Below are 21983 nucleotides of genomic sequence, written 5' to 3'. Positions count from 1 at the left end.
CGGCACCGCAGGGCGACCCCCGCGCGGTGCCGATCACCGCAGGACGGCCCCCGTGCGGTGACAGGGCGCTCGAACAGGCGCTCCAGGCGCAGAGGGCGCCCACCAGCGCCGTCTCGTACCACCCCGCGGCCCCGGGCCGGACATATACCGCGTACCGCTCCCGCCCCTGTGCGTTGTCGGTGTCATCAGGCAGCATGGCCCGCATGTCCGTACTGACTCGCGACGAAGCGCAGAGCCGCGCCGAGCTCCTCGACGTCCACCGCTACACGATCGACCTCGACCTGACCACCGGGGACGAGACCTTCGACTCCCGCACCGTGATCCGGTTCACGGCCCGGTCCGACGGCGACACCTTCGTCGAGATGAAGCCCGCCGCCCTGCGCACCGTCACCCTCGACGGACAGCCCCTGGACCCCGAGACGCTGGACCAGGACCGGCTGCCCCTGAAGGACCTCACCGCGGGCGAGCACGAGCTGCGGGTCGAGGCCACCATGCGCTACTCGCGCACCGGCGAGGGCATGCACCGCTTCACGGACCCCACGGACGACGCGACGTACGTCTACACCCAGCTGTTCATGGACGACGTGCAGCGCGTCTTCGCCGCCTTCGACCAGCCCGACCTGAAGGCCGTCTTCGAGCTCTCCGTGACCGCCCCCGAGGGCTGGACGGTGCTCGCCAACAGCGTCACCGAGCACCTCGGCGAGGGCCGCTGGCGGGCCGCCGCCACCCCGCTGATCTCCACCTACCTGGTCGCCGTCGCCGCCGGCCCCTGGCACTCGGTGCGCACCGAGCACCGCGGACTGCCCTTCGGCATCCACTGCCGCCGCTCGCTGGCCCCGCACCTGGACGCCGACGCCGAGGAGATCCTCGACATCACGCGCGCGTGCTACGACCGCTACCACGAGAAGTTCGAGGAGCCCTACCCCTTCGACTCCTACGACCAGGCGTTCGTCCCCGAGTTCAACGCCGGCGCCATGGAGAACCCGGGGCTGGTCACCTTCCGCGACGAGTTCGTCTACCGCTCCGCCGTCACCGACACCGAGCGGCAGACCCGCGCGATGGTCATCGCCCACGAGATGGCCCACATGTGGTTCGGCGACCTCGTCACCCTCAGGTGGTGGGACGACATCTGGCTGAACGAGTCGTTCGCCGAGTACATGGGCTACCAGACCCTCACCGAGGCCACCCGCTACACGGACACCTGGGTCGACTTCGGCGTGGCCCGCAAGGCCTGGGGCTACGACGCCGACCAGCGCCCCTCCACCCACCCGGTGGCCCCCGAGGCCGTCGACGACACCGCCGCCGCCCTGCTCAACTTCGACGGCATCTCCTACGCCAAGGGCGCCTCCGCGCTGCGCCAGCTGGTCGCCTGGATGGGCGAGAAGGACTTCCTGGCCGGCATCAACATCCACTTCCAGCGGCACCGGTTCGCCAACGCCACCCTCGGGGACTTCATCGACTCCCTCGCCGCCGCCACCGAACGCGACGTGCACGCCTGGGCCGACACCTGGCTGCGCACCACCGGCGTCGACACCCTCACCCCGGTCCTGGCCGACGCGGCCGACGGCACCCGCACCCTCACCGTCGAGCGCACCGGCAGCCGCCCGCACCGCATCTGCGTCGGCGTCTACGACCAGGACCTCGCCGACGAGGGCCGGCTCACCCTGCGCGAGCGGATCGGCCTCGACATCCCGCAGAGCGCGCCCCAGGCCCTCGGCAAGCGCCCCGCCCTGCTCGTGCTCAACGACGGCGACCTGACCTACGCCAAGGTCCGCTTCGACGCCGGGTCCGCCGCCACCGTCCGCGCCCACCTGTCGGGCCTGCCCGACCCGCTGACCCGCGCGGTGGTCTGGAACGCCCTGCGCGACGCGGTCCGCGACGGGGAACTCCCGCCCGCCGCCTACCTGGAGACCGCCCGCGCCCATCTCCCGCACGAGACCGACCTCGCCCTCGTCCAGGGCGTGCTGGCCTTCACCGCGGGCCACGTCGTCGACCGGTACCTGGCGCCCGAGGACCGCCCCGCCGCCCTCGCCACCGTCTCCGCCCTGTGCCGCGACTTCATCCGGCGCACCGAGGACGGCGACAACCCCGGGCTGCGCCTGATCGCCGTACGGCACTTCATCGCCGCCGCCGCCCACCCCGACACCATCGCCGCCTGGCTCGCCGAGGGCACCGTGCCCGGCGGACCCGAGCTCGACCCCGAGCTGCGCTGGCGCATCATGACCCGGCTCGCCGTCCTCGGCGCCGTCGACGAGGGCCGGATCGCCGCCGAACTGGCCCGCGACCCCAGCGCCAGCGGCCAGGAGGGCGCCGCCCGCTGCCGCGCGGCGCTGCCCGACCCCGAGGCCAAGCGCACCGCCTGGGAGGCGATGTTCGGCGGCGACGAGCTGTCCAACTACCTGTTCACCGCCACCGCCGAGGGCTTCTGGCACCCCGAACAGGCCGACCTGGTCCGCGAGTACGTGCCGCGCTACTACCCGGACGCGGTCGCCGTCGCCGCCCGGCGCGGCCCCCGCATCGCCACCGTCACCGGCCGGCAGGCCTTCCCCGCGCACGCCGTCGACGCCGAGAACCTCGCCCTCGGCCGGGCCTGCCTGGCCGACGCCGAGCCGGTCTCGGCCCTGCGCCGCCGCCTGATCGACGAACTGGACGACCTGGAAAGGGCGTTGCGGGTCCGCGGGGCCTAGGACCGCGGACGTACGACGACACGGGCGCGGCCGGTACCCGACGACGACGCGGGGGACCGGCCGCCGCTCCTAGGCTCGGTGCCGGAGAAGCACCAGAGCCCCCAGGGAGAAACCCGTGATCGTAGTCACCGGTGCCACCGGCAACGTCGGCCGCGCCCTCGTCACCCGTCTCGTCGCCGGCGGACAGCCCGTACGGGCGCTCACCCGCGCCCCGGAGACGGCCGGCCTGCCCGACAGGGCCGAGGTGGTGAGGTTCCGGCCGGACGACCCGGCCCCGCTGCTCGCGGGGGCGACCAAGCTCTTCCTGTACGTCCAGGGCACCGGCGGGCGGCTGCCCGAGTTCCTGGACGCGGCCCGCACGGCCGGGGTCCGCCAGGTCGTCCTGCTCTCCTCCGGGATCATCCAGGAGGGCGCCGACGAGACCCACCCCATCCACGTCATGCACGCCACCGCCGAGCGGCAGATCCGCGACAGCGGGCTCGCCTGGACGTTCCTGCGCCCCAACGCGTTCGCCACCAACGCCCTCCAGTGGGCGCCCGGGATCCGCGCCGGGAACACCGTGCACGGCGTCTTCGCCGGCATGCTCACCGCCCCCATCCACGAGGACGACATCGCCGCGGTCGCGGAACGCGCCCTCCTCGACGACGGCCACGAGGGCGCCGCCCACCGCCTCACCGGCCCCGCCGCCACCACCAACACCGACCAGATCGCGGCGATCGGGCGGGCCGTCGGCCGCGAGCTGACCTTCGTCGAGGTGCCACCGGAGGAGGCGGCCCCGCTGTTCCCGGGGACCCCGCCGGCGATGCTCCGGGGCCTGCTGAAGACCTTCGCGGCCACCGTCGGCGTCCCGCCGGAGATCACCGGCACGGTCGAGGAGATCACCGGCAGCCCGGCCCGCACCTTCGGGCAGTGGGCCGCCGACCACGCGGCCGACTTCCGCTCGTGAAGTCCCTGCATCCCCGACCGGACCCGTCAGCCCGCGGCCGGCCGCAGTTCCGCGCGGCGCATCCCGCCCTCCCGCGGCCCCGCCCGCCGGTTGCCCACCTCGGCCGTCCCCGGCGCCGCCGCACCCAGCGTGAAGCCCAGGCGCTCCAGGAAGCACTCCCCGGAGCGCCAGCCCGGCGGCACCGACGCCGTCACCAGGGAGACCCCCTCGGCATGCGCGAGCAGCGACTCGGCCAGCGCCCGCCCGAGCCCCCGGCCCCGCGCCCAGGGCGCCAGCAGGAACAGCCCCACCGCGACCGCGCCCGGCGCCGGATGGTTCCGTACCGCGTCCACCAGGCCCGAGACGACCCCGTCCCGCTCCAGCACCAGCAGCACCTTGTCGGCGGGGTCCGCGCCCTCGGGCAGCCCGTAGAACAGGCTCTGCACGTCGCCCGGCCCCGACGGCAGCCCGGTCGCCGCCACGAACCAGTCCTCGCAGGCCTCGAAGAGGTCCAGCAGCGGCGCCTCGTCCGCGGGCCGCGGTTCCCGCACCAGCACCCGCTCACCGGGCACGTCGATCATCCACGCGTCAACCACCCGACCGACGTTAACCCCGGTCAGCCCCGGTCTCAACGCCCTGTCACCGCTTGCTCCGAAGCGCCCGGGGCGCACCGCCCCGACAGGTTTTCCCCGCACGGCAGTACCCACTTTCGGGTTTCGATCGTTGAACTTTGGGGGCGCGCAGACCCAATCCCGTACAAACTGGAACTCCCCCCGCGGACAACCCCTTTGGACCACCCCTTCCGGCCGGCGCCCCGAGGAGATCCCATGAGCACGCCGCCTCTCGCATCCGGACCCCAGGGCCCCGACGCCCTGCGGCCTCTGCTGGACACCGTGCTCGACGCACTGCGCGAGGGCGGCCGGGCGCGCGGCGGACCGCTGCCCGCGGGCGGCCCGGAGGCGGTGGCCGAACGGGTCGCGGACGCCGTGGGGGACGTCCTCCCCGACGACGGCGACCCCGACGCCCTGCGCACCCTGGTGACCGCCCTCGCCGAGGGCGCCGCCGACCCCGCCGACCCGCTGTGCGCGGCCCACCTGCACTGCCCGCCGCTGGCCGTCGCCGCCGCCGCGGACCTCGCCGCGAACGCCCTCAACCCGTCCCTGGACTCCTGGGACCAGGCCCCGGCCGCCGCCGCCCTGGAAGCCCTGGTCACCCGCACCCTCGCGCACACCATCGGCCTCTCCGACGCGGTGGTCACCACCGGCGGCACCGAGTCCAACCAACTCGCCCTGCTGCTGGCCCGCGAGGCCCTCGGGGGCGGCCTCCGGCTGGTCTGCGGGGCCAACGCGCACCACTCGCTGCCCCGGGCCGCCTGGCTGCTCGGCCTGCCCGACCCCGTCGTGGTCCCCGCCCCGAACGGCACCCTCGACCCGGCCGCCCTGCACGCCGCCCTCACCCACCTGCCCCGGCCGCTGCTGGTCGCCGCCACCGCCGGCACCACCGACGCCGGACTCATCGACCCGCTCCCCGAGATCGCCGGGCTCTGCGCCGCCCACGGTGCCCGGCTGCACGTCGACGCCGCCTACGGGGGCGGCCTCGCCTTCAGCGACCGGCACCGGGACAAGCTCGCCGGCCTGGAGCGCGCCCACACGGTCACCCTCGACCTGCACAAACTCGGCTGGCAGCCGGTCGCCGCCGGACTCCTCGCCGTCGCCCGCCCGGCCGAGCTGGGCGTCCTCCACCACCACGCCGACTACCTCAACGCCGACGACGACACCGAGGCCGGCTACCCCGACCTGCTCGGCCGCTCCCTGCGCACCACCCGGCGCCCCGACGTCCTCAAGATCGCGGTCACCCTCAAGACCCTGGGCCGCACCGGACTCGGCGCACTGGTCGACCAGGTGTGCGCCCGCGCCCGGGAGTTCGCCGCCCTGGTCCGCGAGCACCCCGGCTTCGAGCTCTACGACCGGCCGAACATCAGCACGGTGCTGTTCCGCCCCACCGGAGCCACCGACGACGACGTCGCCGGCGCCCGGCGCAGGCTGCTGCACGACGGCCGGGCGGTACTCGGCCGGGCCCGGCTCGACGGCCGGCTCTGGCTCAAGGCCACCCTCCTCAACCCCCACACCCGGCCGGACGACCTGGCCCTCCTGCTGAAACTCGTGGAAGGAACCACGCCCCAATGAGCTCGACGCCCAACCCCCCACGCCACGAGCCCGAAGCACCCCGCGACCTGGTCGGCGTCGGCATCGGACCGTCCAACCTCTCCCTCGCCGCCCTCGCCCACCCGCTCGCCGAACTCGACGCCGTCTTCTACGAGCAGCGTCCGGGCTTCGACTGGCACGCCGGGCTCCTGATCGACGGCGCCACCATCCAGGTTCCCTTCCTCGCCGACCTGGTGACCCTCGCCGACCCCGCGAACCCCTGGTCGTTCCTCAACTACCTCAAGGCCCGCGACCGGCTCTTCCCCTTCTACTTCGCCGAGCGCTTCCACATCCGGCGCGCCGAGTACGACGCCTACTGCCGCTGGGTCTCCGAGGGCCTGCCCGGACTGCGCTTCTCCCACCAGGTCGACGCCGTCCGCTGGAACTCCGAACGCGACCTGTTCGAGGTCGACTTCACCCGGCTCGACGCCGAGGGCGAGGCCGAGTCGCTCGGCCGTACCTACACGAGGAACGTCGTGCTCGGGGTCGGGACCGTGCCCTACGTGCCCGACCCGCTCAGGCCCCTCGTGGAGTCCCCGGGCGTCCCGGTCATCCACGCGGCCGACTACCTCGACCACCGCGAGGCCTTCCTCGCCGCCGAGCACGTCACCGTCGTGGGCTCCGGGCAGTCCGGCGCCGAGGTCTTCCTCGACCTGCTGCGCAACCGGCCCGCCGGCCGCGAGAAGCTGCACTGGATCGGGCGCGGCGAGGCGTTCGCGCCCATGGAGTACTCCAAGCTCGGCCTGGAGCACTTCACCCCGGACTACACCCGCTACTTCCACGCCCTCACGGAGTCCGTCCGGGACCGGCTCGTCTCCGCCCAGTGGCAGCTGCACAAGGGCATCGACGCCGACACCATCGCCGCCATCCACGACGAGCTGTACCGCCGTACGCTGCACGGCGGCTGGCCCGAGACCGTCCTGACCCCGGGCGTCCAGGTCCGCACCGCCGGACGCGTCGCCACCACCAAGGTCGAACTCCACCTCGAACACGTCCAGCAGGGCAACCGCTCCCGGCTCACCACCGACGCGGTCGTCCTGGCCACCGGCTACCGCGAACGCCCCCTCGGCCGCCTGCTCGCCGGACTCGACCCCTATCTGCGCCGGGACAGCAGCGAACGCCCGCGGGTGGACGAGCGGTTCCGGCTCGTCCTCGACCCGTCGGTGACCGGAACGGCGTACGTCCAGAACGCCGAACTCCACACCCACGGCGTCGGCGCCCCGGACCTCGGCCTCGCCGCCTGGCGCAGTGCCACCATCCTCAACACCCTCACGGGCAAGGACCCCTACCCGCTGCCCGCGCGCACGGCCTTCACCAGCTTCGGCCTGGAGCGGCCGGAGGAAAGGGTCCCGGCGCAGCAGCAGCCGAGGCAGCTCACCCCGCTGGTCGACTGAGCGCCTCGCCGATCGGGGGAGAAGAGGGCGCCGGTCCCCGGACCGGCGCCCCTCGGGACGGCTAGAACACCGGCGTGCCGTCGCGGGTCAGCCTCCAGTCCGCCGACGCGAAGTCCTTCGGGTCCAGCACGCCCTTGGCGGTCGCCCACTCCGCGATCCGGGTGCGGATCTCCGTCGACTCCGACCACAGCTCCTTGGCCGAGGCGACGTGCGGGAACGCGCCGCCGCCGTTGGCGCGGTAGTTGTTCACCGCGAGCACGAACTGCCGGGTGTCGTCGAGGGCCGCGCCGTCGAAGGTCAGGTTCCTGATCCGGGACCCGGCCGCCTGCGCCACGTCGATCTCGTACCTGAGGCCCGAGACGTAGTCGTAGTTGTAGTCCGGGCGGCCGTTCGCGTTGGTCAGCTTCTCCACGTCGACGGCCGCGTCCGCCGCCGTCTGCACGAAGTACTCCGCCGAGTACTCCAGGTACGCCCGGAGCTGGGCACCCGTCATCAGCTTGGCGACCAGCGTGTTGTCGTAGACGTAGAGGCTCGACAGGTCCCGGATGGTCACGTTGCCGGCCGGGATCTCGGAGGTCCGCGAGAACGGCGAGGCCTGCGCGAGCACCGGCAGCGACGCGTACTCCGTGCCCGCCAGGGCCGCCTTGACGACGTCCTCCTGGACCTTGGTGATCAGGTCGATGATCGGGGCGTCCCGGTAGCGGGCGTCGACCGTGGTGAGGGTCTCGGTGGCGGTGCCGACGACCTGGTTGACGTACGCCACGACCTTGGCGTGCTCGTCCTTCAGGAGGCGGGTGATCCGCGGATCGTCGGCGACCGTGTTGGAGTTCAGCAGCGAGGCCGCGACCGACTCGACCTGCCACCCGCCCTTGCCGAACACCAGCTCGATGTCGAAGAGGGAGAGGCGCTCGGCGTAGCACAGCGGCTCGGAGAGGACGACGGTCCTGCCGGTGGCCTCGTTGACGACCTTCAGCTCCGGGATCTCCACGTGCGCGTGGCCGACCAGGATCGCGTCGATGCCCGGCACCTGCCTGGCGACGTTCGCCGCCGCGTTCTCCACGTACGGCACCTGGTCGCCGTAGGAGGAGGTGCCCGAGGAGCCGGAGTGGGCCGAGACCACGACCACGTCCGCGCCCATCGCCTTCAGCTTCGGCACCCACTTCGCGGCCTGCTCCTCCAGGCCGGGGAAGGCGAGCCTGCCCTGGACGTAGGCCTTGTCCCAGATCGCGATGCCCGGGTTGGTCAGGCCGAGGACGGCGACCTTGACCGGCGGGGCGCCCGGGACGTGGAACTTCTTGATGAGGTACGGCGGGAAGGCCGGCCGCAGGGTCTTCGCGTCGACCGCGTTGGCGCCGAGCAGCGGGAAGTCCAGCTGGTCCTCGAACTTGCGCAGGGTCTCGATGCCGTAGTTGAACTCGTGATTGCCGAGCGCTGCCGCGTCGTACCCGATCGCGTTCATGGCCTGTGCCATCGGATGCACCGGGCCGCCCTTGGCGGTGATCGGGTCGACCTTGGCGTAGTAGTACGTCAGCGGTGTGCCCTGGATGGTGTCACCGGCGTCCAGGAGCAGGGTGTTGCGGCGGCCCTTCGCCTTGCGCACCTGCTCGACCAGGGTCGAGACGCGTGCCAGGCCCATCGCGTTGCCGGCCTTGTCGGAGTACTCCGCGTCCTTGAAGTAGTCCCAGTTGAAGACGTGCCCGTGCAGGTCGGTGGTGCCCATGACGGTGAGGGAGTACCGCCTCGGGTGCCGGGCGGGCCCGGACGACGCCTGCGCCGGGGCGGCCGCCGCGCCGGCGACCGCCACTCCCGCTCCGGCCGCGGCGGAACTCTCCAGGAACTTACGGCGGTTCAAGGACATGTCTTGATCTCCTCGGGATTTGGTCAACGACGCGCGTAGATTCTGTCCTGCGCATGACCGTCGGCAACAGGCCCGGGAGGTTTCGATCTGGTGACCTGAGCATGCCGCATTCAACAAGTGCGAGATGCTCATAGGAGCGGGGCGCCGCACAATTAAACACTTGTCAATAGGCCTTCACGCAAAGGTTGTTGGGTCGTCATGTGCGACCAATTCTCTACCCGCCGGTAAGGCCTAGGCTCGAAGCATGCGCCGAGCAAAGATCGTTTGTACTCTGGGGCCCGCCACCGACTCGTACGACCAGATCAAGGCCCTGGTCGAGGCCGGCATGGACGTCGCCCGATTCAACCTCAGCCACGGCAGCTACGCCGAGCACGAGGAGCGCTACCAGCGTGTCCGCAAGGCCTCCGAGGAGACCGGTCGCAGCGTCGGGATGCTCGCCGACCTTCAAGGCCCGAAGATCCGGCTCGGCCGCTTCACCGAAGGTCCCGTACTCCTCGAACGCGGTGACACGTTCGTCATCACGGTGGAGGAGGGCGCCGAGGGCGACCGGCACCAGTGCGGGACGACGTACACGGGCCTCGCGGCCGACGTCACCCCGGGTGAGCGGGTCCTCGTCGACGACGGCAAGGTCTGCCTGGAGGTCACCCACGTCGACGGCCCCCGGGTGCACACCACGGTGGTCGAGGGCGGCATGGTCTCCGACCACAAGGGCCTCAACCTCCCCGGCGTCGCGGTCTCCGTCCCCGCCCTGTCCGAGAAGGACGAGGCCGACCTGCGGTGGGCGCTGCGCACCGGCTTCGACGTGATCGCCCTGTCCTTCGTGCGCAGCGGCCGGGATGTCGAGGACGTCCACCGCATCATGGCCGAGGAGGACCGCCGCCTCCCCGTGATCGCCAAGGTCGAGAAGCCGCAGGCCGTCGAGAACATCGACTCCATCGTGGCCGCCTTCGACGGCATCATGGTCGCCCGCGGCGACCTGGGCGTGGAGATGCCGCTGGAGCAGGTGCCGATCGTCCAGAAGCGCGCCGTCAAGCTGGCCAAGCGCAATGCCAAGCCGGTCATCGTCGCCACCCAGATGCTCGACTCGATGATCGAGAACTCGCGCCCCACCCGCGCCGAGGCCTCCGACGTCGCCAACGCGGTCATCGACGGCACGGACGCGGTGATGCTCTCCGGCGAGACCAGTGTCGGCAAGTACCCGATCGAGACCGTGCGCACCATGGCGAAGATCGTCGAGGCGGCCGAGGAGGACATCCTCGCCAAGGGGCTGCCACCGCTGACCGAGAGCAACAAGCCCCGCACCCAGGGCGGCGCGGTCGCCCGGGCCGCCGCCGAGATCGGCGACTTCCTGGGCGCGAAGTTCCTGGTCGCCTTCACCCAGTCGGGAGACACCGTCCGCCGGCTCTCCCGCTACCGCTCGCCGATCCCGCTGCTCGCCTTCACCCCGGATCCGGCCACCCGCTCCCAGCTCAACCTCACCTGGGGCGTCGAGACCCTGCTCGGCCCGCACGTCGACTCGACGGACAAGATGGTCGACCAGGTCGACGAGCTGCTGCTGAAGTACGGACGCTGCCAGAAGGGTGACGTCGTGGTCATCACGGCGGGCTCCCCGCCCGGCGTCTCCGGTTCCACCAACATGGTCCGGGTGCACCACATCGGCGAGGACGACAGCCCCAAGTAACGTGCGAAGGGCCCCTGCGTCAGGCGGAGGGGCCCTTCTGCCACGACATTTCGCGACCTTGGAATCCAAGGAAAAGTGCCCCGGGTCGGACTCGAACCGACACTGTACGGGTTTTGAATCCGTTGCCTGCTGCCAATTGGGCTACCGGGGCTCGAAGAATCAAAGGTGAACCCCGACCCTCCGCGCGTCCACCATACCGTAGCTAGGTAGGCTCTTGTCAGCAGTACCCCTGCCCTGAACGAGGAGCCCCCGTGACCGCCGCCGAGTCGCCCCAGCCAGTCGACGCACCCGACGACAAGTCGCATGTGCCTCCGCTGACGACCCGAGTCGTCATCGCCGAGGACGAGGCCCTGATCCGGCTCGACCTGAAGGAGATGCTGGAGGAGGAGGGGTACACGGTGGTCGGCGAGGCCGGCGACGGCGAGCAGGCCGTCGAGCTGGCCCGCGAGCACCGCCCCGACCTGGTCATCCTCGACGTCAAGATGCCCAAGCTGGACGGCATCTCGGCGGCCGAGAAGATCGCCGAGGAGTCCATCGCCCCGGTCCTGATGCTCACCGCCTTCTCGCAGCGCGACCTCGTCGAGCGGGCCCGTGACGCCGGCGCGATGGCGTACCTGGTCAAGCCGTTCAGCAAGAGCGACGTCGTCCCGGCGATCGAGATGGCCGTCTCCCGCTTCAACGAGCTGCGCCAGCTGGAGCAGGAGGTCGCCGACCTCACCCAGCGCCTGGAGACCCGCAAGCTCGTCGACCGCGCGAAGTCCGTCCTCCAGACCGAGTACGGCCTGACCGAGCCGGCCGCCTTCCGCTGGATCCAGAAGACGTCGATGGACCGCCGCATGTCGATGCAGCAGGTCGCGGAGGCGGTCATCGCGGACAGCGAGGAGAAGAAGTCCGGCAAGGGCTGACCCGCACAGACATACGACAAGGCCCGTGCTCCGGAGAAGGGAGCACGGGCCTTTGCAATGCCGCTGAGGGAAGCGCACCGTCAGGGGCGCGGGGCTGTTGTCAATGTGCGGCTCCGCCGCGTGGGCGCGACCGGCCGCAACCGGCCCGCAGCGACCCGACTACCTAGTCCTCACCCAAATAGGCCTTCCGCACCGACTCGTCGGTGAGCAGATCCTGCCCGCTGCCCGACAGCACGATGTTGCCGACCTCCATCACATGCCCCTGGTCGGCCAGCGACAGCGCGGCCTGCGCGTTCTGTTCGACGAGCAGAATCGTTGTCCCCTGCGACTTCAGCTCGGCGATCGTCGCCATGATCTTCTGCATCATGATCGGCGAAAGCCCCATCGACGGCTCGTCCAGCATCAGCAGCTTCGGCTGGGACATCAACGCCCGCCCCATCGCCAGCATCTGCTGCTCACCGCCCGAGAGGGTGCCCGCGGCCTGCTTGCGCCGCTCGCCCAGGATCGGGAAGAGGTCGTAGGCCCGCTGGATGTCCTTCTCGATGCCCGGCTTGTCGCTGCGCAGGAACGCGCCGAGGCGCAGGTTGTCCTCGATGGTCATGCGCGGGAAGATGTGCCGCCCCTCGGGGGAGTGGGCGAGACCCAGCGAGACGATGTTGTGCGCGGGGATCTTCTTCAGCGACTTGCCGTTGAACCGGATCTGCCCGCCGACCGGCTTGAGCAGTCCGGACAGCGTGCGCAGGGTCGTCGTCTTGCCGGCGCCGTTGGTGCCGATCAGGGTGACGACCTGGCCGGCCTCGACCTTGAAGGAGATGCCCTTGACGGCCTCGATCTTGCCGTAGGCGACCCGCAGGTCCTCTACTTCGAGCAGTGCGGTCATCGGTCGTTCTCCTTGCCGGGCACGGCGTCGGACGTGTTGTCGGCTTCGGGCTCGGCCGCCGCTTCCGCCGCCTCGACCTCGGCGACCTCCTCGTCGCCGGGCGCGTTCTCGAACGGCTCGCCCAGGTACGCGGCGATGACCCGTTCGTCGCCCTGTACGGTCGCGCTGTCGCCCTCGACGAGCTTCTCGCCCTGCACCAGGACGGCGACGCGGTCGCAGAGGTTGAAGATGAAGCGCATGTCGTGCTCGATCACGAGTACGGCGATGCCCTTGTCGCGGATCGCGAAGACCAGTTCCTCGGTGGCGCGGGTCTCCTGCGGGTTCATGCCGGCCGTCGGCTCGTCGAGGAGCAGCAGCCCCGGCTCGCTCGCCAGCGCGCGGGCGATCTCCAGCTTGCGCTGCTCGCCGTAGGGCAGGTTGCGGGCGAGGTGCTCGGCCTTCTTCTCCAGGCCCACGAACTCCAGGAGTTCCATGGCGCGGGCCCGGGAGGCCGCCTCGGCACGGTGGAAGCCGGGACCGCGCAGCAGGGCGGACCAGAGGCCCTCCTTGGTGCGGGTGTGGCGGCCGACCAGGACGTTCTCCAGGACCGTCATGTTCGCGAACAGCCGGATGTTCTGGAAGGTGCGGGCGATACCGGCCGCCGTGACCTTGAAGGACTTCGGCGGCAGCACCTGGCCCCGGTAGCGGACCTCGCCCTCGGTGGGGATGTACAGGCCGGTGAGGCAGTTGAAGAAGGTGGTCTTGCCGGCGCCGTTGGGGCCGATCAGACCGACGATCTCGCCGCTCCTGACGGTGAAGTCGACGTTGCGTACGGCGGTCAGACCGCCGAAGCGCATGGTCACACCGCGGGCGTCGAGCACGACCTCGCCGGGGGCGGCGGGGGCGGCATCCGTGATGGGGGTTTCCGTGGTCATCGTGGTCAGGCCCCTGCCTTGGTGAGGACGGCGGGCGCTTCGGCATCTTCGTGGAATTCGAGCTGGCGGCGCCGGTTGGGGATGAGGCCCTCAGGGCGGAAGCGCATCAGCAGGATGAGCGTGACGCCGAAGGCGAAGAGCTGGTAGTCGCCGAGGAACTGCAGCTTGGCCGGGATCAGGTAGAGCAGGGACGCGCCGACCAGCGGGCCGGAGATGGTGCCCATGCCGCCGAGGACCACCGCGGCCAGCAGGAAGGCCGAGTTGGGCGGCACCACGTAGGCGAACTGGTACTGCTCCGGGGTCACCGTGTAGGTGACGTGGGCCTGGACCGAGCCGGAGAGGCCGGCCAGACAGGCGCCCAGGGCGAAGGCGATGAGCTTGACCCGGAAGCCGTTGATGCCCATGGCGAGCGCGGCGGTCTCGTCCTCGCGGATGGCGACCCAGGCGCGGCCGATGCGGGAGTCGCTGCTGCGCCGGAAGACGATGACCACGATGAGCGTGATGATCAGCATCAGCAGCAGGTAGTTGGCGAACCGGCCGATGGTGGAGCCGAGGATCTGGTGCTCGGCGCCGAAGTCGAAGCCGAGGATGTTCAGGTTCGGGATCGAGGAGATGCCGTTGGAGCCGTTGGTGACGTCCGGGCCCGAGGTGCCGTCCAGGTTGAGGACGGTGATCCGGAAGATCTCACCGAAGCCGAGGGTGACGATGGCCAGGTAGTCGCCGCGCAGTCGCAGGGTCGGAGCGCCGATGACGACACCGAAGATCATGGCGACGACCGCGCCGAGCAGCGCCGAGGCCCAGAACGGCCACTGGACGTGCAGCGGCGAGGACGGGGAGCCGGAGACCAGGGCCGCGGTGTAGGCGCCGACACCGAGGAAGGCGACGTAACCGAGGTCGAGGAGGCCGGCGAGGCCGACGACGATGTTCAGGCCGAGCGCGACGGTCGCGAAGATCAGGATGTAGACGCCGATCGTCGCGTACTGGTCGTTGGACTGGGTGAACGGGAAGGCCGCGGCGGCCAGGAAGGCGCCGGTCATGGTGATGTTCCGGTGCTTCGCGGTGATCGCCGAGACCCGGGCCACGATCCCGGCCTTGGAGACGGCGGCGAAACCGAAGCCGGCCGTGATCAGGAAGCCGATGAACAGTTCGTCGTACGAGGTGCCGATGCCGTAGCTGAAGACGACCAGGCCCACGGCCATGGCCGCGACGATGACGAGGATCTCGGCCCAGGCGGGCAGCGGACGCGCCGGTGCCGGGGCCTTGGTGGCGAAGGCCGCGCGGAACGTGTTCATGTTCTGCCGGGAGTTGTGCCTGAACAGCTCCCAGCCGGTGTCGTCCGGGTCGACCGGTTCGCGCTCCGGCCGCTCGAACGGCAGGGCCAGTGCGCCGATCACGGCGGCCAGGGTGGCGATCGCGACGACGAAGCCGCCCGGGTCCAGGTTCACCACACCGCCGAGCTCGTCGCTGATGGCGATGACGGTGTACCAGGCGGTGCCGAAGGTGCCCAGCGCGGCCATCTTCAGCGCGCTGTCGGCGCTGCCCGGCGCCAGCGCGCCCAGGCCCTTGACGCCGTAGGAGGCGAGGCCGAACAGGGTGGTGAGGATGCCGCCGATCAGCACCAGGACCTGCAGGCCGCCCGGGTAGCCGTAGACGGTGAGGTCGCCGGGGAAGGCGGAGGTCCAGGTCCACGACATGAACGTGGAGACGACGGCGAGGATGCCGCCGCCGGTGGCCAGGGCCCGGCCGAGCGGGGCCGGCAGCCCGATCAGACCGGACGCGGCGGGCGCCGGGGCGCTCGCGGTCTCCGGGGTCTCGGGGGTCTCGGATGCGGTGGTCTCAGTGGTCATCGGTGTCACGCCCTGTCCGCGACGCGTTCGCCGAGCAGACCCTGTGGCCTGAACAGCAGTACGAGGATGAGGAGTACGAACGCCCAGACGTCGGCCCAGGACTGGCTGCCGAACTGGCTCATGCCGGGGATGTTCGAGATGTAGGCGGTCGACAGGGCCTCGGCGACGCCGAGGACGAGGCCGCCGAGCATGGCGCCGTAGATGTTGCCGATACCGCCGAGGACGGCCGCGGTGAAGGCCTTCAGACCGAGCAGGAAGCCCATCTTGAAGTCGATCTGGCCGTACTTGAGGCCGTAGGCGACACCGCCGATGGCGGCGAAGGCGGCTCCGAGGGCGAACGCGATCACGATGATGCGGTCGGTGTTGACGCCCATCAGCTTCGCGGTGTCCGGGTCCTGGGCGGTGGCCTGCATGCCGCGGCCGGTGCGGGTGCGCATCACGAAGTAGGCGAGGAAGGCCATGCTGAGCGGGGCCACGACCACCAGGAAGATGTCACCGGTCTGGATCGTGACGTTGCCGATGTTGAAGGGGCCGCCCGGGATGGTCGGGAAGGTACGGGCGGACTTGGCCTCGGGGTACCAGGCCCACACCGCCTGCTGCAGGGCCAGGGAGAGGCCGATGGCGGTGATGAGGGGGGCGAGACGCGGGGCGGTGCGCAGGGGGCGGTAGGCGAACCGTTCCGCTCCGACGGCGACCAGGACGGCGACGATGATCGCGCCCACCAGCATCAGCGGGAGGGCTATCCACATCGAGGTGCCGCCGGGCAGTACATACGCGTAGACCGTGAGCGCGCCGAAGGCGCCGGTCATGAAGATCTCGCCGTGGGCGAAGTTGATGAGCTGGACGATGCCATAGACCATCGTGTAGCCGATGGCGACCAGCCCGTACATGGATCCCAGTAGCAGGCCGTTGACCAGCTGCTGCGGCAGTTCGTTCACCGCATGTCCTCCGAGACGGTTCGGAAAGTTCGACGGATGAGGCCGGATGCGAGTCCGCGCGGGGCGCCAGTGGAACAGCGCCCCGCGCGGCTCGGTGATGCGTGCGGGTGTGGGTCAGCTGCTCGGCGTGTACGTGCCCGAGGTGGCTGCCTTCCAAGCCCCGCCGTCGACCTTGTAGACGGTGAGCTGCTTGTTGGTCGCGTCACCGTACTCGTCGAAGGAGACCTTGCCGGTCACACCGTCGAAGGAGACGTTCTGCACCGCGGCGGTGATCTTCGCGCGGGCGTCGGACGGCAGCTTGCCGCCGTTGTCGTCGACGACCTTCTTCACGGCCTCGATGATCGCCCAGGCGGAGTCGTAGGAGTAGCCGCCGTAGGCGCCGTACGCCTCCGAGTAGCCGCCCGCCTTGTAGTTGGCGACGAACTCCTTGGCGGAGTCGAGGGTCTCGACCGGGGCGCCGACCGAGGTGGCCATGTCGCCGGTGGCGGCCGTGCCCGCCAGCTTGATGTAGTCGTCGGCGTAGATGCCGTCGCCGCCGACCAGCGGGATCTTGGCGCCCGCGGCCTTGAGCTGCTTGCTCAGCGGACCGGCCTGCGGGTACTCGCCGCCGTAGTAGACCACGGTGGCGCCCGAGTTCTTCACCTTGGTGACGACCGCGGAGTAGTCCTTGGAGTCGGGGTTGATGTGCTCGGTGCCGACCACCTTGCCGCCGAGCTTCTTGAACTCGTCGGTGAAGGTGGCGGCGAGGCCGGCGCCGTAGGTCTTCTTGTCGTCGATGATGAAGGCCTTGGTCAGCTTCGCCGTGTTGTAGACGTACTGCGCGGCGTACGGGCCCTGGATGGCGTCCGTGGTCGCGGTACGGAAGTACGACTTGTACGGCCGCGCCTTCGAGGTCTGCCAGTTGTCGCCCTGGGTCAGAGCCGGGTTGGTGTTGGCCGGAGAGACCTCGACCAGCTTGGCGTCGTCGAAGACCTTCTGCATCGACTGGGCGACCGAGGAGTTCAGCGGGCCGACCACGCCGTAGACGCTGCTGTCGCCGACGAAGGCGGTGGCGTTCGCCTGGCCGGAGGAGGGCTGGGCCTGGTCGTCCTTGGCCTCGATCTTGAAGGTGACGCCGTCGACGTACTTCTTCTTGTTGGCCTGCTTGACCGCCAGGTCCACGGAGTTCTTGATACCCAGGCCGAGCGCGGACAGGTCGCCGGTCAGCGGAGCGTCGACGCCGATGGTGACGGTGGTGCCGCCGCTGCCGGAGTCCGAGCCCTTGTCGCCGCTGTCTCGCGAACCGCAGGCGGTGAGGGTGAGTGCTCCCGCTGCCAGCGCGGCGGTGATGGCGATGAGCGAACGTTGACGCACGATCAGTCCTTTCCCCTGAACAACCGCATCCCCGTGGAAACGGCCGAGTCACGCCCCCCGGTTGAAGAGAGAATCCGTCGGCGCCGTGACTGGCCGTGACTCTAGGCGGGTGGGGGGAATGTGGAGGAGGGTCTGACCCATGCTGTGACGCTCTTGTTATGACACGAGGTAATCCAGAGCGGTACACGGTGCGGAGAAGAGTGGAATTCAGGCCGATTCGCCCCGTCCGCATCGTGAGAATCCGCAGGACCGGCGCTCGCGGGATCAGGTGTCTAAGGTGTTTTGGTGATTACCGGGAAACGGTTGCTATCCGTTGCTACAGGCGACTTTCAGGGCGTGTGAGAGGTGCTGTGCGTAGCGGGACCCCAGGATGAAACTCTGCACCTGCATTGCGCGGGTATTACGCAGGGTTACATCCAGGAAAGGAAGTCCGGCATCCTTCGGAACCGTTCTGCAATCGGTCACATGCATCGTGATCGTGATCTCACGGGATGAGCCCGCTTCTGTCCGAAAGGGGGTGGGCGGTGACTCGGTCAGCGTGAGGCCCGCGTAGGGCTGGGTCACCCTGGGTACGGTGACCGGCGGCCCGTCCGTCACGGTCATCCGCACCGCGAAGCTGAAGCTGCGGGGCGGGGCGTCGCGGGGAGTGGCCCGGCCGTCCAGGAAGGCGAACGCCACCGTCTGCGCGGGGTACGGGACTTCGGGGGGCGCCGGCGCCGGCGCATGCCGGAGGATCGCGACCAGGCAGCCGCCGCCCGCGACGAGAACGGCCGCTGCGGCGAGGGCGATGCGGCGGCGGGTGAGGTGCCGGAGCGGAGCGGCCGTCTCGGGGCCGTCCGTCCCGTGGTCGTCCGGGGCCTCCCGTGCGCGGGTGCCCTCACCCGGTTCGACCGGGCCGATGCCGCTCGCTCCGCTCACTGCCAGGGCCCTCCCGTCGGCACGCCGTGGCGGTACCGCTCGGTGCAGGCCGCGTGGGACCGCCGGTCGATCAACCGGTCGGCGGCAGCGGCCCCTTGACTGCGCTTCGCGGCGCGCGCGGCGTCCACGACGTTCCGGAGGATCTCGTACTGCCCGTTGGACAGTCCCATCGACTGGTAGTCGCCGTAGGTGTCGCTGTCCAGGACCGCGCGCGACCAGTGCGCGACGATCGAGGCGCACAGCCGGGCGGCGGAGGCCGCCGACGGGGACGCGGAACTCGCCGCGGCGCGGTCGGCGGCGCCGGGGGCGCCGCAGGCGGTCAGCAGAGCGAGACAGATCCCCACTGCGCTCAGCCCGGGCAGGGTGCCTCCTCGCCGTCCCATGCACCGACGTTACGGGCGCGGACGGCGGGGGAGCAATGGGTCTGTGGCCGGGCGGCCCTCAGCTCTGGACGGCGGCGGCCGCCGTTGTGCCGTCCAGGTCCCGCAGCAGGCAGGTGAGGCGGGCCGTGCACACCCGCCGGTCCTCCTCGTCGCTGATCACGATCTCGTACGTCGCCGTCGACCGCCCCCGGTGGACGGGCGTCGCCACGCCGGTGACCAGGCCGGAGCGGGCCCCGCGGTGATGCGTGCAGTTCAGGTCGACACCGACCGCGATCTTCGAACTGCCGCCGTGCAGCATCGAACCGACCGAGCCCAGGGTCTCCGCCAGCACCGCGCTGGCCCCGCCGTGCAGCAGCCCGTACGGCTGGGTGTTGCCCTCCACCGGCATGGTGCCGACGACCCGCTCCGCCGAGGCCTCCAGGATCTGCACGCCCATGCGGTTGCCGAGGTGGCCCGCCGAGAACAGGGCCCGCAGGTCGACGCCGAGCGAGGCGTACTCGTCGATGACCTCCTGCGGGAACTTCACGTGCTGCTGCTCGCCCATGGGCCGGCTCCGTTCGTCGTGCGGCTGACTCTCCCCTGAGCAAACGCTCAGTAGGCCGCCGATTCTTCCAGACGCACCGAACGGGCGCTCAGACGGCGGCTCTCGGGTGCGGCACACCGGCCTCCAGCCGGATCACCACGGACTTGCTGGCCGGGGTGTTGCTGATGTCCGCCGTCGAGTCGAGCGGCACCAGCACGTTGGTCTCCGGGTAGTACGCGGCCGCGCAGCCCCGGGCGGTCGGGTAGAACACCACCCGGAAGCCCGGCGCCCGGCGCTCCACGCCGTCCTTCCACTCGCCGACCAGGTCCACGCACGCTCCGTCGGAGACCCCCAGCCGCCGCGCGTCCTCCGGGTTCACCAGGACCACCCGGCGGCCGTTCCTGATACCCCGGTAGCGGTCGTCCAGGCCGTAGATCGTGGTGTTGTACTGATCGTGCGAGCGCAGCGTCTGCAACAGCAGCCGCCCCTCGGGCAGTTCGGGGTACTCGACCGGGGCCGCCGTGAAGTTCGCCTTGCCGGTGGCCGTCGGGAAGCGCCGCTCGTCGCGCGGGGCGTGCGGGAGAGCGAAGCCGCCCGGGTGCGCCACGCGCGCGTTGAAGTCGTCGAAACCGGGGATCACGCGCGCGATGCGGTCCCGCACCGTCGCGTAGTCCTTCTCGAACTCCTCCCACGGCGTACGGCTGTTCTCGCCGAGCACCCGGCGCGCCAGCCGGCACACGATGGCCGGCTCCGACAGCAGGTGCGGGCTCGCGGGCTCCAGGCGGCCGCGCGAGGCGTGCACCATGCCCATCGAGTCCTCCACGGTGACGAACTGCTCGCCGCCGCCCTGGAGATCGCGCTCGGTCCGGCCGAGCGTCGGCAGGATCAGCGCACGCGCGCCCGTGACGACGTGCGAGCGGTTGAGCTTCGTCGACACGTGCACGGTCAGCCGCGCCCGCCTTATCGCCGCCTCGGTCACCTCCGTGTCGGGGGTCGCGGAGACGAAGTTGCCGCCCATCGCGAAGAAGACCTTCGCCTCGCCGTCGCGCAGCGCGCGGATGGCCCGGACGACGTCGAAGCCGTGCTCGCGCGGCGGCGCGAAGCCGAACTCCTTCTCCAGGGCGTCCAGGAAGGCCGGCGCCGGCCGCTCGAAGATGCCCATCGTGCGGTCGCCCTGCACGTTCGAATGGCCGCGGACCGGGCACACACCCGCGCCGGTACGGCCGATGTTGCCGCGCAACAGAAGGAAGTTGACGACCTCCCGGATCGTCGGCACCGAGTGCTTGTGCTGGGTGAGCCCCATGGCCCAGCAGACGATGGTGCGCTCCGAGGCGAGCACCATGCCGAGGGCCTTCTCGATCTCCTCGCGCGTGAGTCCGGTGGCGGTGAGCGTCTCGTGCCAGTCGGCGGCGCGGGCGGCCGCCGCGAACTCCTCGTACCCGTGGGTGTGTTCGCGCACGAACTCCTCGTCGACCGCGCCGTCGGTCTCCAGCACGAGCTTGTTGAGGAGCCGGAACAGGGCCTGGTCGCCGCCGATGCGGATCTGCAGGAACAGGTCGGTGAGCGCGGCGCCCTTGAGCATGCCCTGGGGGGTCTGCGGGTTCTTGAACCGCTCCAGCCCCGCTTCCGGGAGCGGGTTGACGCTGATGATCTTCGCGCCGTTGGCCTTGGCCTTCTCCAGCGCGGAGAGCATCCGGGGGTGGTTGGTGCCCGGGTTCTGCCCGGCGACGATGATCAGGTCGGCCTTGTACAGGTCCTCCAGGTGGACGCTGCCCTTGCCGATGCCGATCGTCTCGGTCAGCGCCGAGCCCGAGGACTCGTGGCACATGTTGGAGCAGTCCGGCAGGTTGTTGGTGCCCAGCTCGCGCGCGAACAGCTGGTACAGGAACGCGGCCTCGTTGCTGGTCCGGCCCGAGGTGTAGAAGACCGCCTCGTCGGGGGAGGAGAGGGCCGCGATCTCCTCGCCGATGATGTCGAAGGCGCGCTCCCAGCCGACCGGCTCGTAGTGCTCGGCGCCCTCGGCGAGGTACATGGGCTGGGTGAGCCGGCCCTGCTGGCCGAGCCAGTAGCCGCTGCGGTGGTGCAGGTCGGCGACCGGGTGCGCGGCGAAGAAGTCCGGGGTCACCCGCCGCAGGGTGGCCTCCTCGGCCACCGCCTTGGCGCCGTTCTCGCAGAACTCGGCCGCGTGCCGGTGGTCGGGCTCCGGCCAGGCGCAGCCGGGGCAGTCGAAGCCGTCCTTCTGGTTCACGCGCAACAGCGTCAGCGCGGTGCGCCGCACGCCCATCTGCTGCTGGGCGATGCGCAGCGTGTGGCCGATGGCGGGCAGCCCCGCGGCCGCGTGCTTCGGCTCCGCGACCTGCGGCGCGTCCTGGACCGGATCCTCCTTGGGCGGCTTCGTCGCCATCGCACGCTCTCCCTCTACGCCGGCACAACAGTGCCTCCGATCCTCGCACGTGCCACCGGCAGCCATCGAGCACGGGCGGCCGCGGAGAACGGAACCAATGCGTGACGGCCCCGGCAATGCGTGACGGCCCCGGCCGCTCACGCCTCGCATCCCGCACCGTCGGCCTTCA

At 70.8% G+C, this 21983-nt stretch carries 17 protein-coding genes and 1 tRNA gene; 6 read left to right on the top strand and 12 right to left on the bottom strand.

Annotation, left to right across the window (positions count from 1 at the left end):
- Window positions 1–203 precede the first annotated feature (203 nt).
- Together pepN and ACFZB3_RS21295 are read left to right on the top strand one after the other, a co-directional pair.
- Entirely contained in the window at window positions 204–2687 is a 2484-nt protein-coding gene (gene pepN / locus ACFZB3_RS21300) for an aminopeptidase N (protein ID WP_391377201.1), read from the top strand.
- Window positions 2688–2802: 115 nt separating this feature from the next.
- Entirely contained in the window at window positions 2803–3633 is an 831-nt protein-coding gene (locus ACFZB3_RS21295) for an NAD(P)H-binding protein (RefSeq protein ID WP_391377200.1), read from the top strand.
- A gap of 26 nt (window positions 3634–3659) precedes the next feature.
- Here the strand turns inward: ACFZB3_RS21295 and ACFZB3_RS21290 are convergent, their stop codons facing one another.
- Entirely contained in the window at window positions 3660–4208 is a 549-nt protein-coding gene (locus ACFZB3_RS21290) for a GNAT family N-acetyltransferase (protein ID WP_391377199.1), read from the bottom strand.
- 231 nt (window positions 4209–4439) lie between these two features.
- Between ACFZB3_RS21290 and ACFZB3_RS21285 the strand changes: the two genes are divergently transcribed.
- Window positions 4440–5798: an aminotransferase class V-fold PLP-dependent enzyme gene (locus ACFZB3_RS21285; RefSeq protein WP_391377198.1), complete on the top strand. Its 1359-nt coding sequence runs from the start codon at window positions 4440–4442 to the stop codon at window positions 5796–5798.
- Complete coding sequence (locus ACFZB3_RS21280; RefSeq protein ID WP_391377197.1) at window positions 5795–7210, top strand: SidA/IucD/PvdA family monooxygenase; 1416 nt, start codon at window positions 5795–5797, stop codon at window positions 7208–7210. The genes ACFZB3_RS21285 and ACFZB3_RS21280 overlap by 4 nt, the downstream gene beginning before the upstream one ends.
- Before the next feature lie 61 nt (window positions 7211–7271).
- Here ACFZB3_RS21280 and ACFZB3_RS21275 read toward each other — a convergent pair whose 3' ends face one another.
- Entirely contained in the window at window positions 7272–9068 is a 1797-nt protein-coding gene (locus ACFZB3_RS21275) for a 5'-nucleotidase C-terminal domain-containing protein (RefSeq protein WP_391377196.1), read from the bottom strand.
- A 244-nt stretch (window positions 9069–9312) separates the two neighbouring features.
- On the opposite strand from ACFZB3_RS21275, the gene pyk reads away from it, so the two are divergent.
- Window positions 9313–10749: a pyruvate kinase gene (gene pyk, locus ACFZB3_RS21270; protein ID WP_391377195.1), complete on the top strand. Its 1437-nt coding sequence runs from the start codon at window positions 9313–9315 to the stop codon at window positions 10747–10749.
- Between the two features lie 76 nt (window positions 10750–10825).
- Here pyk and ACFZB3_RS21265 read toward each other — a convergent pair.
- Window positions 10826–10900 (bottom strand) — tRNA-Leu (locus tag ACFZB3_RS21265).
- Window positions 10901–11000: 100 nt separating this feature from the next.
- Between ACFZB3_RS21265 and ACFZB3_RS21260 the strand changes: the two genes are divergently transcribed.
- Window positions 11001–11654, top strand: a complete 654-nt coding sequence (locus ACFZB3_RS21260) for an ANTAR domain-containing response regulator (RefSeq protein ID WP_093504354.1) — start codon at window positions 11001–11003, stop codon at window positions 11652–11654.
- Window positions 11655–11817: 163 nt separating this feature from the next.
- Here the strand turns inward: ACFZB3_RS21260 and ACFZB3_RS21255 are convergent, their stop codons facing one another.
- The 9 genes from ACFZB3_RS21255 to ACFZB3_RS21215 form a co-directional block, all read right to left on the bottom strand.
- Window positions 11818–12534 carry an ATP-binding cassette domain-containing protein gene (locus ACFZB3_RS21255; RefSeq protein ID WP_391377194.1) on the bottom strand — a complete coding sequence of 239 codons (717 nt, stop codon included), beginning with the start codon at window positions 12532–12534 and terminating at the stop codon, window positions 11818–11820.
- Window positions 12531–13448, bottom strand: coding sequence for an ATP-binding cassette domain-containing protein (locus ACFZB3_RS21250; protein WP_391377193.1), 918 nt, complete (start codon window positions 13446–13448; stop codon window positions 12531–12533). Before ACFZB3_RS21250 ends, ACFZB3_RS21255 begins: the two co-directional genes overlap by 4 nt.
- A 5-nt stretch (window positions 13449–13453) precedes the next feature.
- Window positions 13454–15295, bottom strand: coding sequence for a branched-chain amino acid ABC transporter permease (locus ACFZB3_RS21245; RefSeq protein WP_391377192.1), 1842 nt, complete (start codon window positions 15293–15295; stop codon window positions 13454–13456).
- A gap of 5 nt (window positions 15296–15300) precedes the next feature.
- A complete protein-coding gene (locus ACFZB3_RS21240) occupies window positions 15301–16233 on the bottom strand; it encodes a branched-chain amino acid ABC transporter permease (RefSeq protein WP_391377191.1) in 933 nt (310 codons plus the stop codon).
- Between the two features lie 114 nt (window positions 16234–16347).
- The gene (locus ACFZB3_RS21235; protein ID WP_391377190.1) at window positions 16348–17586 is read right to left on the bottom strand and encodes an ABC transporter substrate-binding protein; all 1239 of its coding nucleotides are present in this window, start codon (window positions 17584–17586) and stop codon (window positions 16348–16350) included.
- 306 nt (window positions 17587–17892) lie between these two features.
- Window positions 17893–18504, bottom strand: a complete 612-nt coding sequence (locus tag ACFZB3_RS21230; protein ID WP_391377189.1) for a Tat pathway signal sequence domain protein — start codon at window positions 18502–18504, stop codon at window positions 17893–17895.
- Window positions 18501–18887: a hypothetical protein gene (locus ACFZB3_RS21225; RefSeq protein ID WP_391377188.1), complete on the bottom strand. Its 387-nt coding sequence runs from the start codon at window positions 18885–18887 to the stop codon at window positions 18501–18503. The genes ACFZB3_RS21230 and ACFZB3_RS21225 overlap by 4 nt, the downstream gene beginning before the upstream one ends.
- A gap of 58 nt (window positions 18888–18945) precedes the next feature.
- Window positions 18946–19431 (bottom strand): hotdog fold thioesterase, encoded by a 486-nt coding sequence (locus ACFZB3_RS21220; protein WP_391377187.1) that lies wholly within the window; start codon window positions 19429–19431, stop codon window positions 18946–18948.
- Between the two features lie 88 nt (window positions 19432–19519).
- Window positions 19520–21814: an FdhF/YdeP family oxidoreductase gene (locus ACFZB3_RS21215; RefSeq protein ID WP_391377186.1), complete on the bottom strand. Its 2295-nt coding sequence runs from the start codon at window positions 21812–21814 to the stop codon at window positions 19520–19522.
- Between the last annotated feature and the right edge of the window lie 169 nt (window positions 21815–21983).

The organism is Streptomyces sp. NPDC008092, from assembly GCF_042957285.1.
Taxonomy (GTDB): Bacteria; Actinomycetota; Actinomycetes; order Streptomycetales; family Streptomycetaceae; genus Streptomyces.
This window is presented reverse-complemented; position numbering and strand designations above follow the sequence as displayed.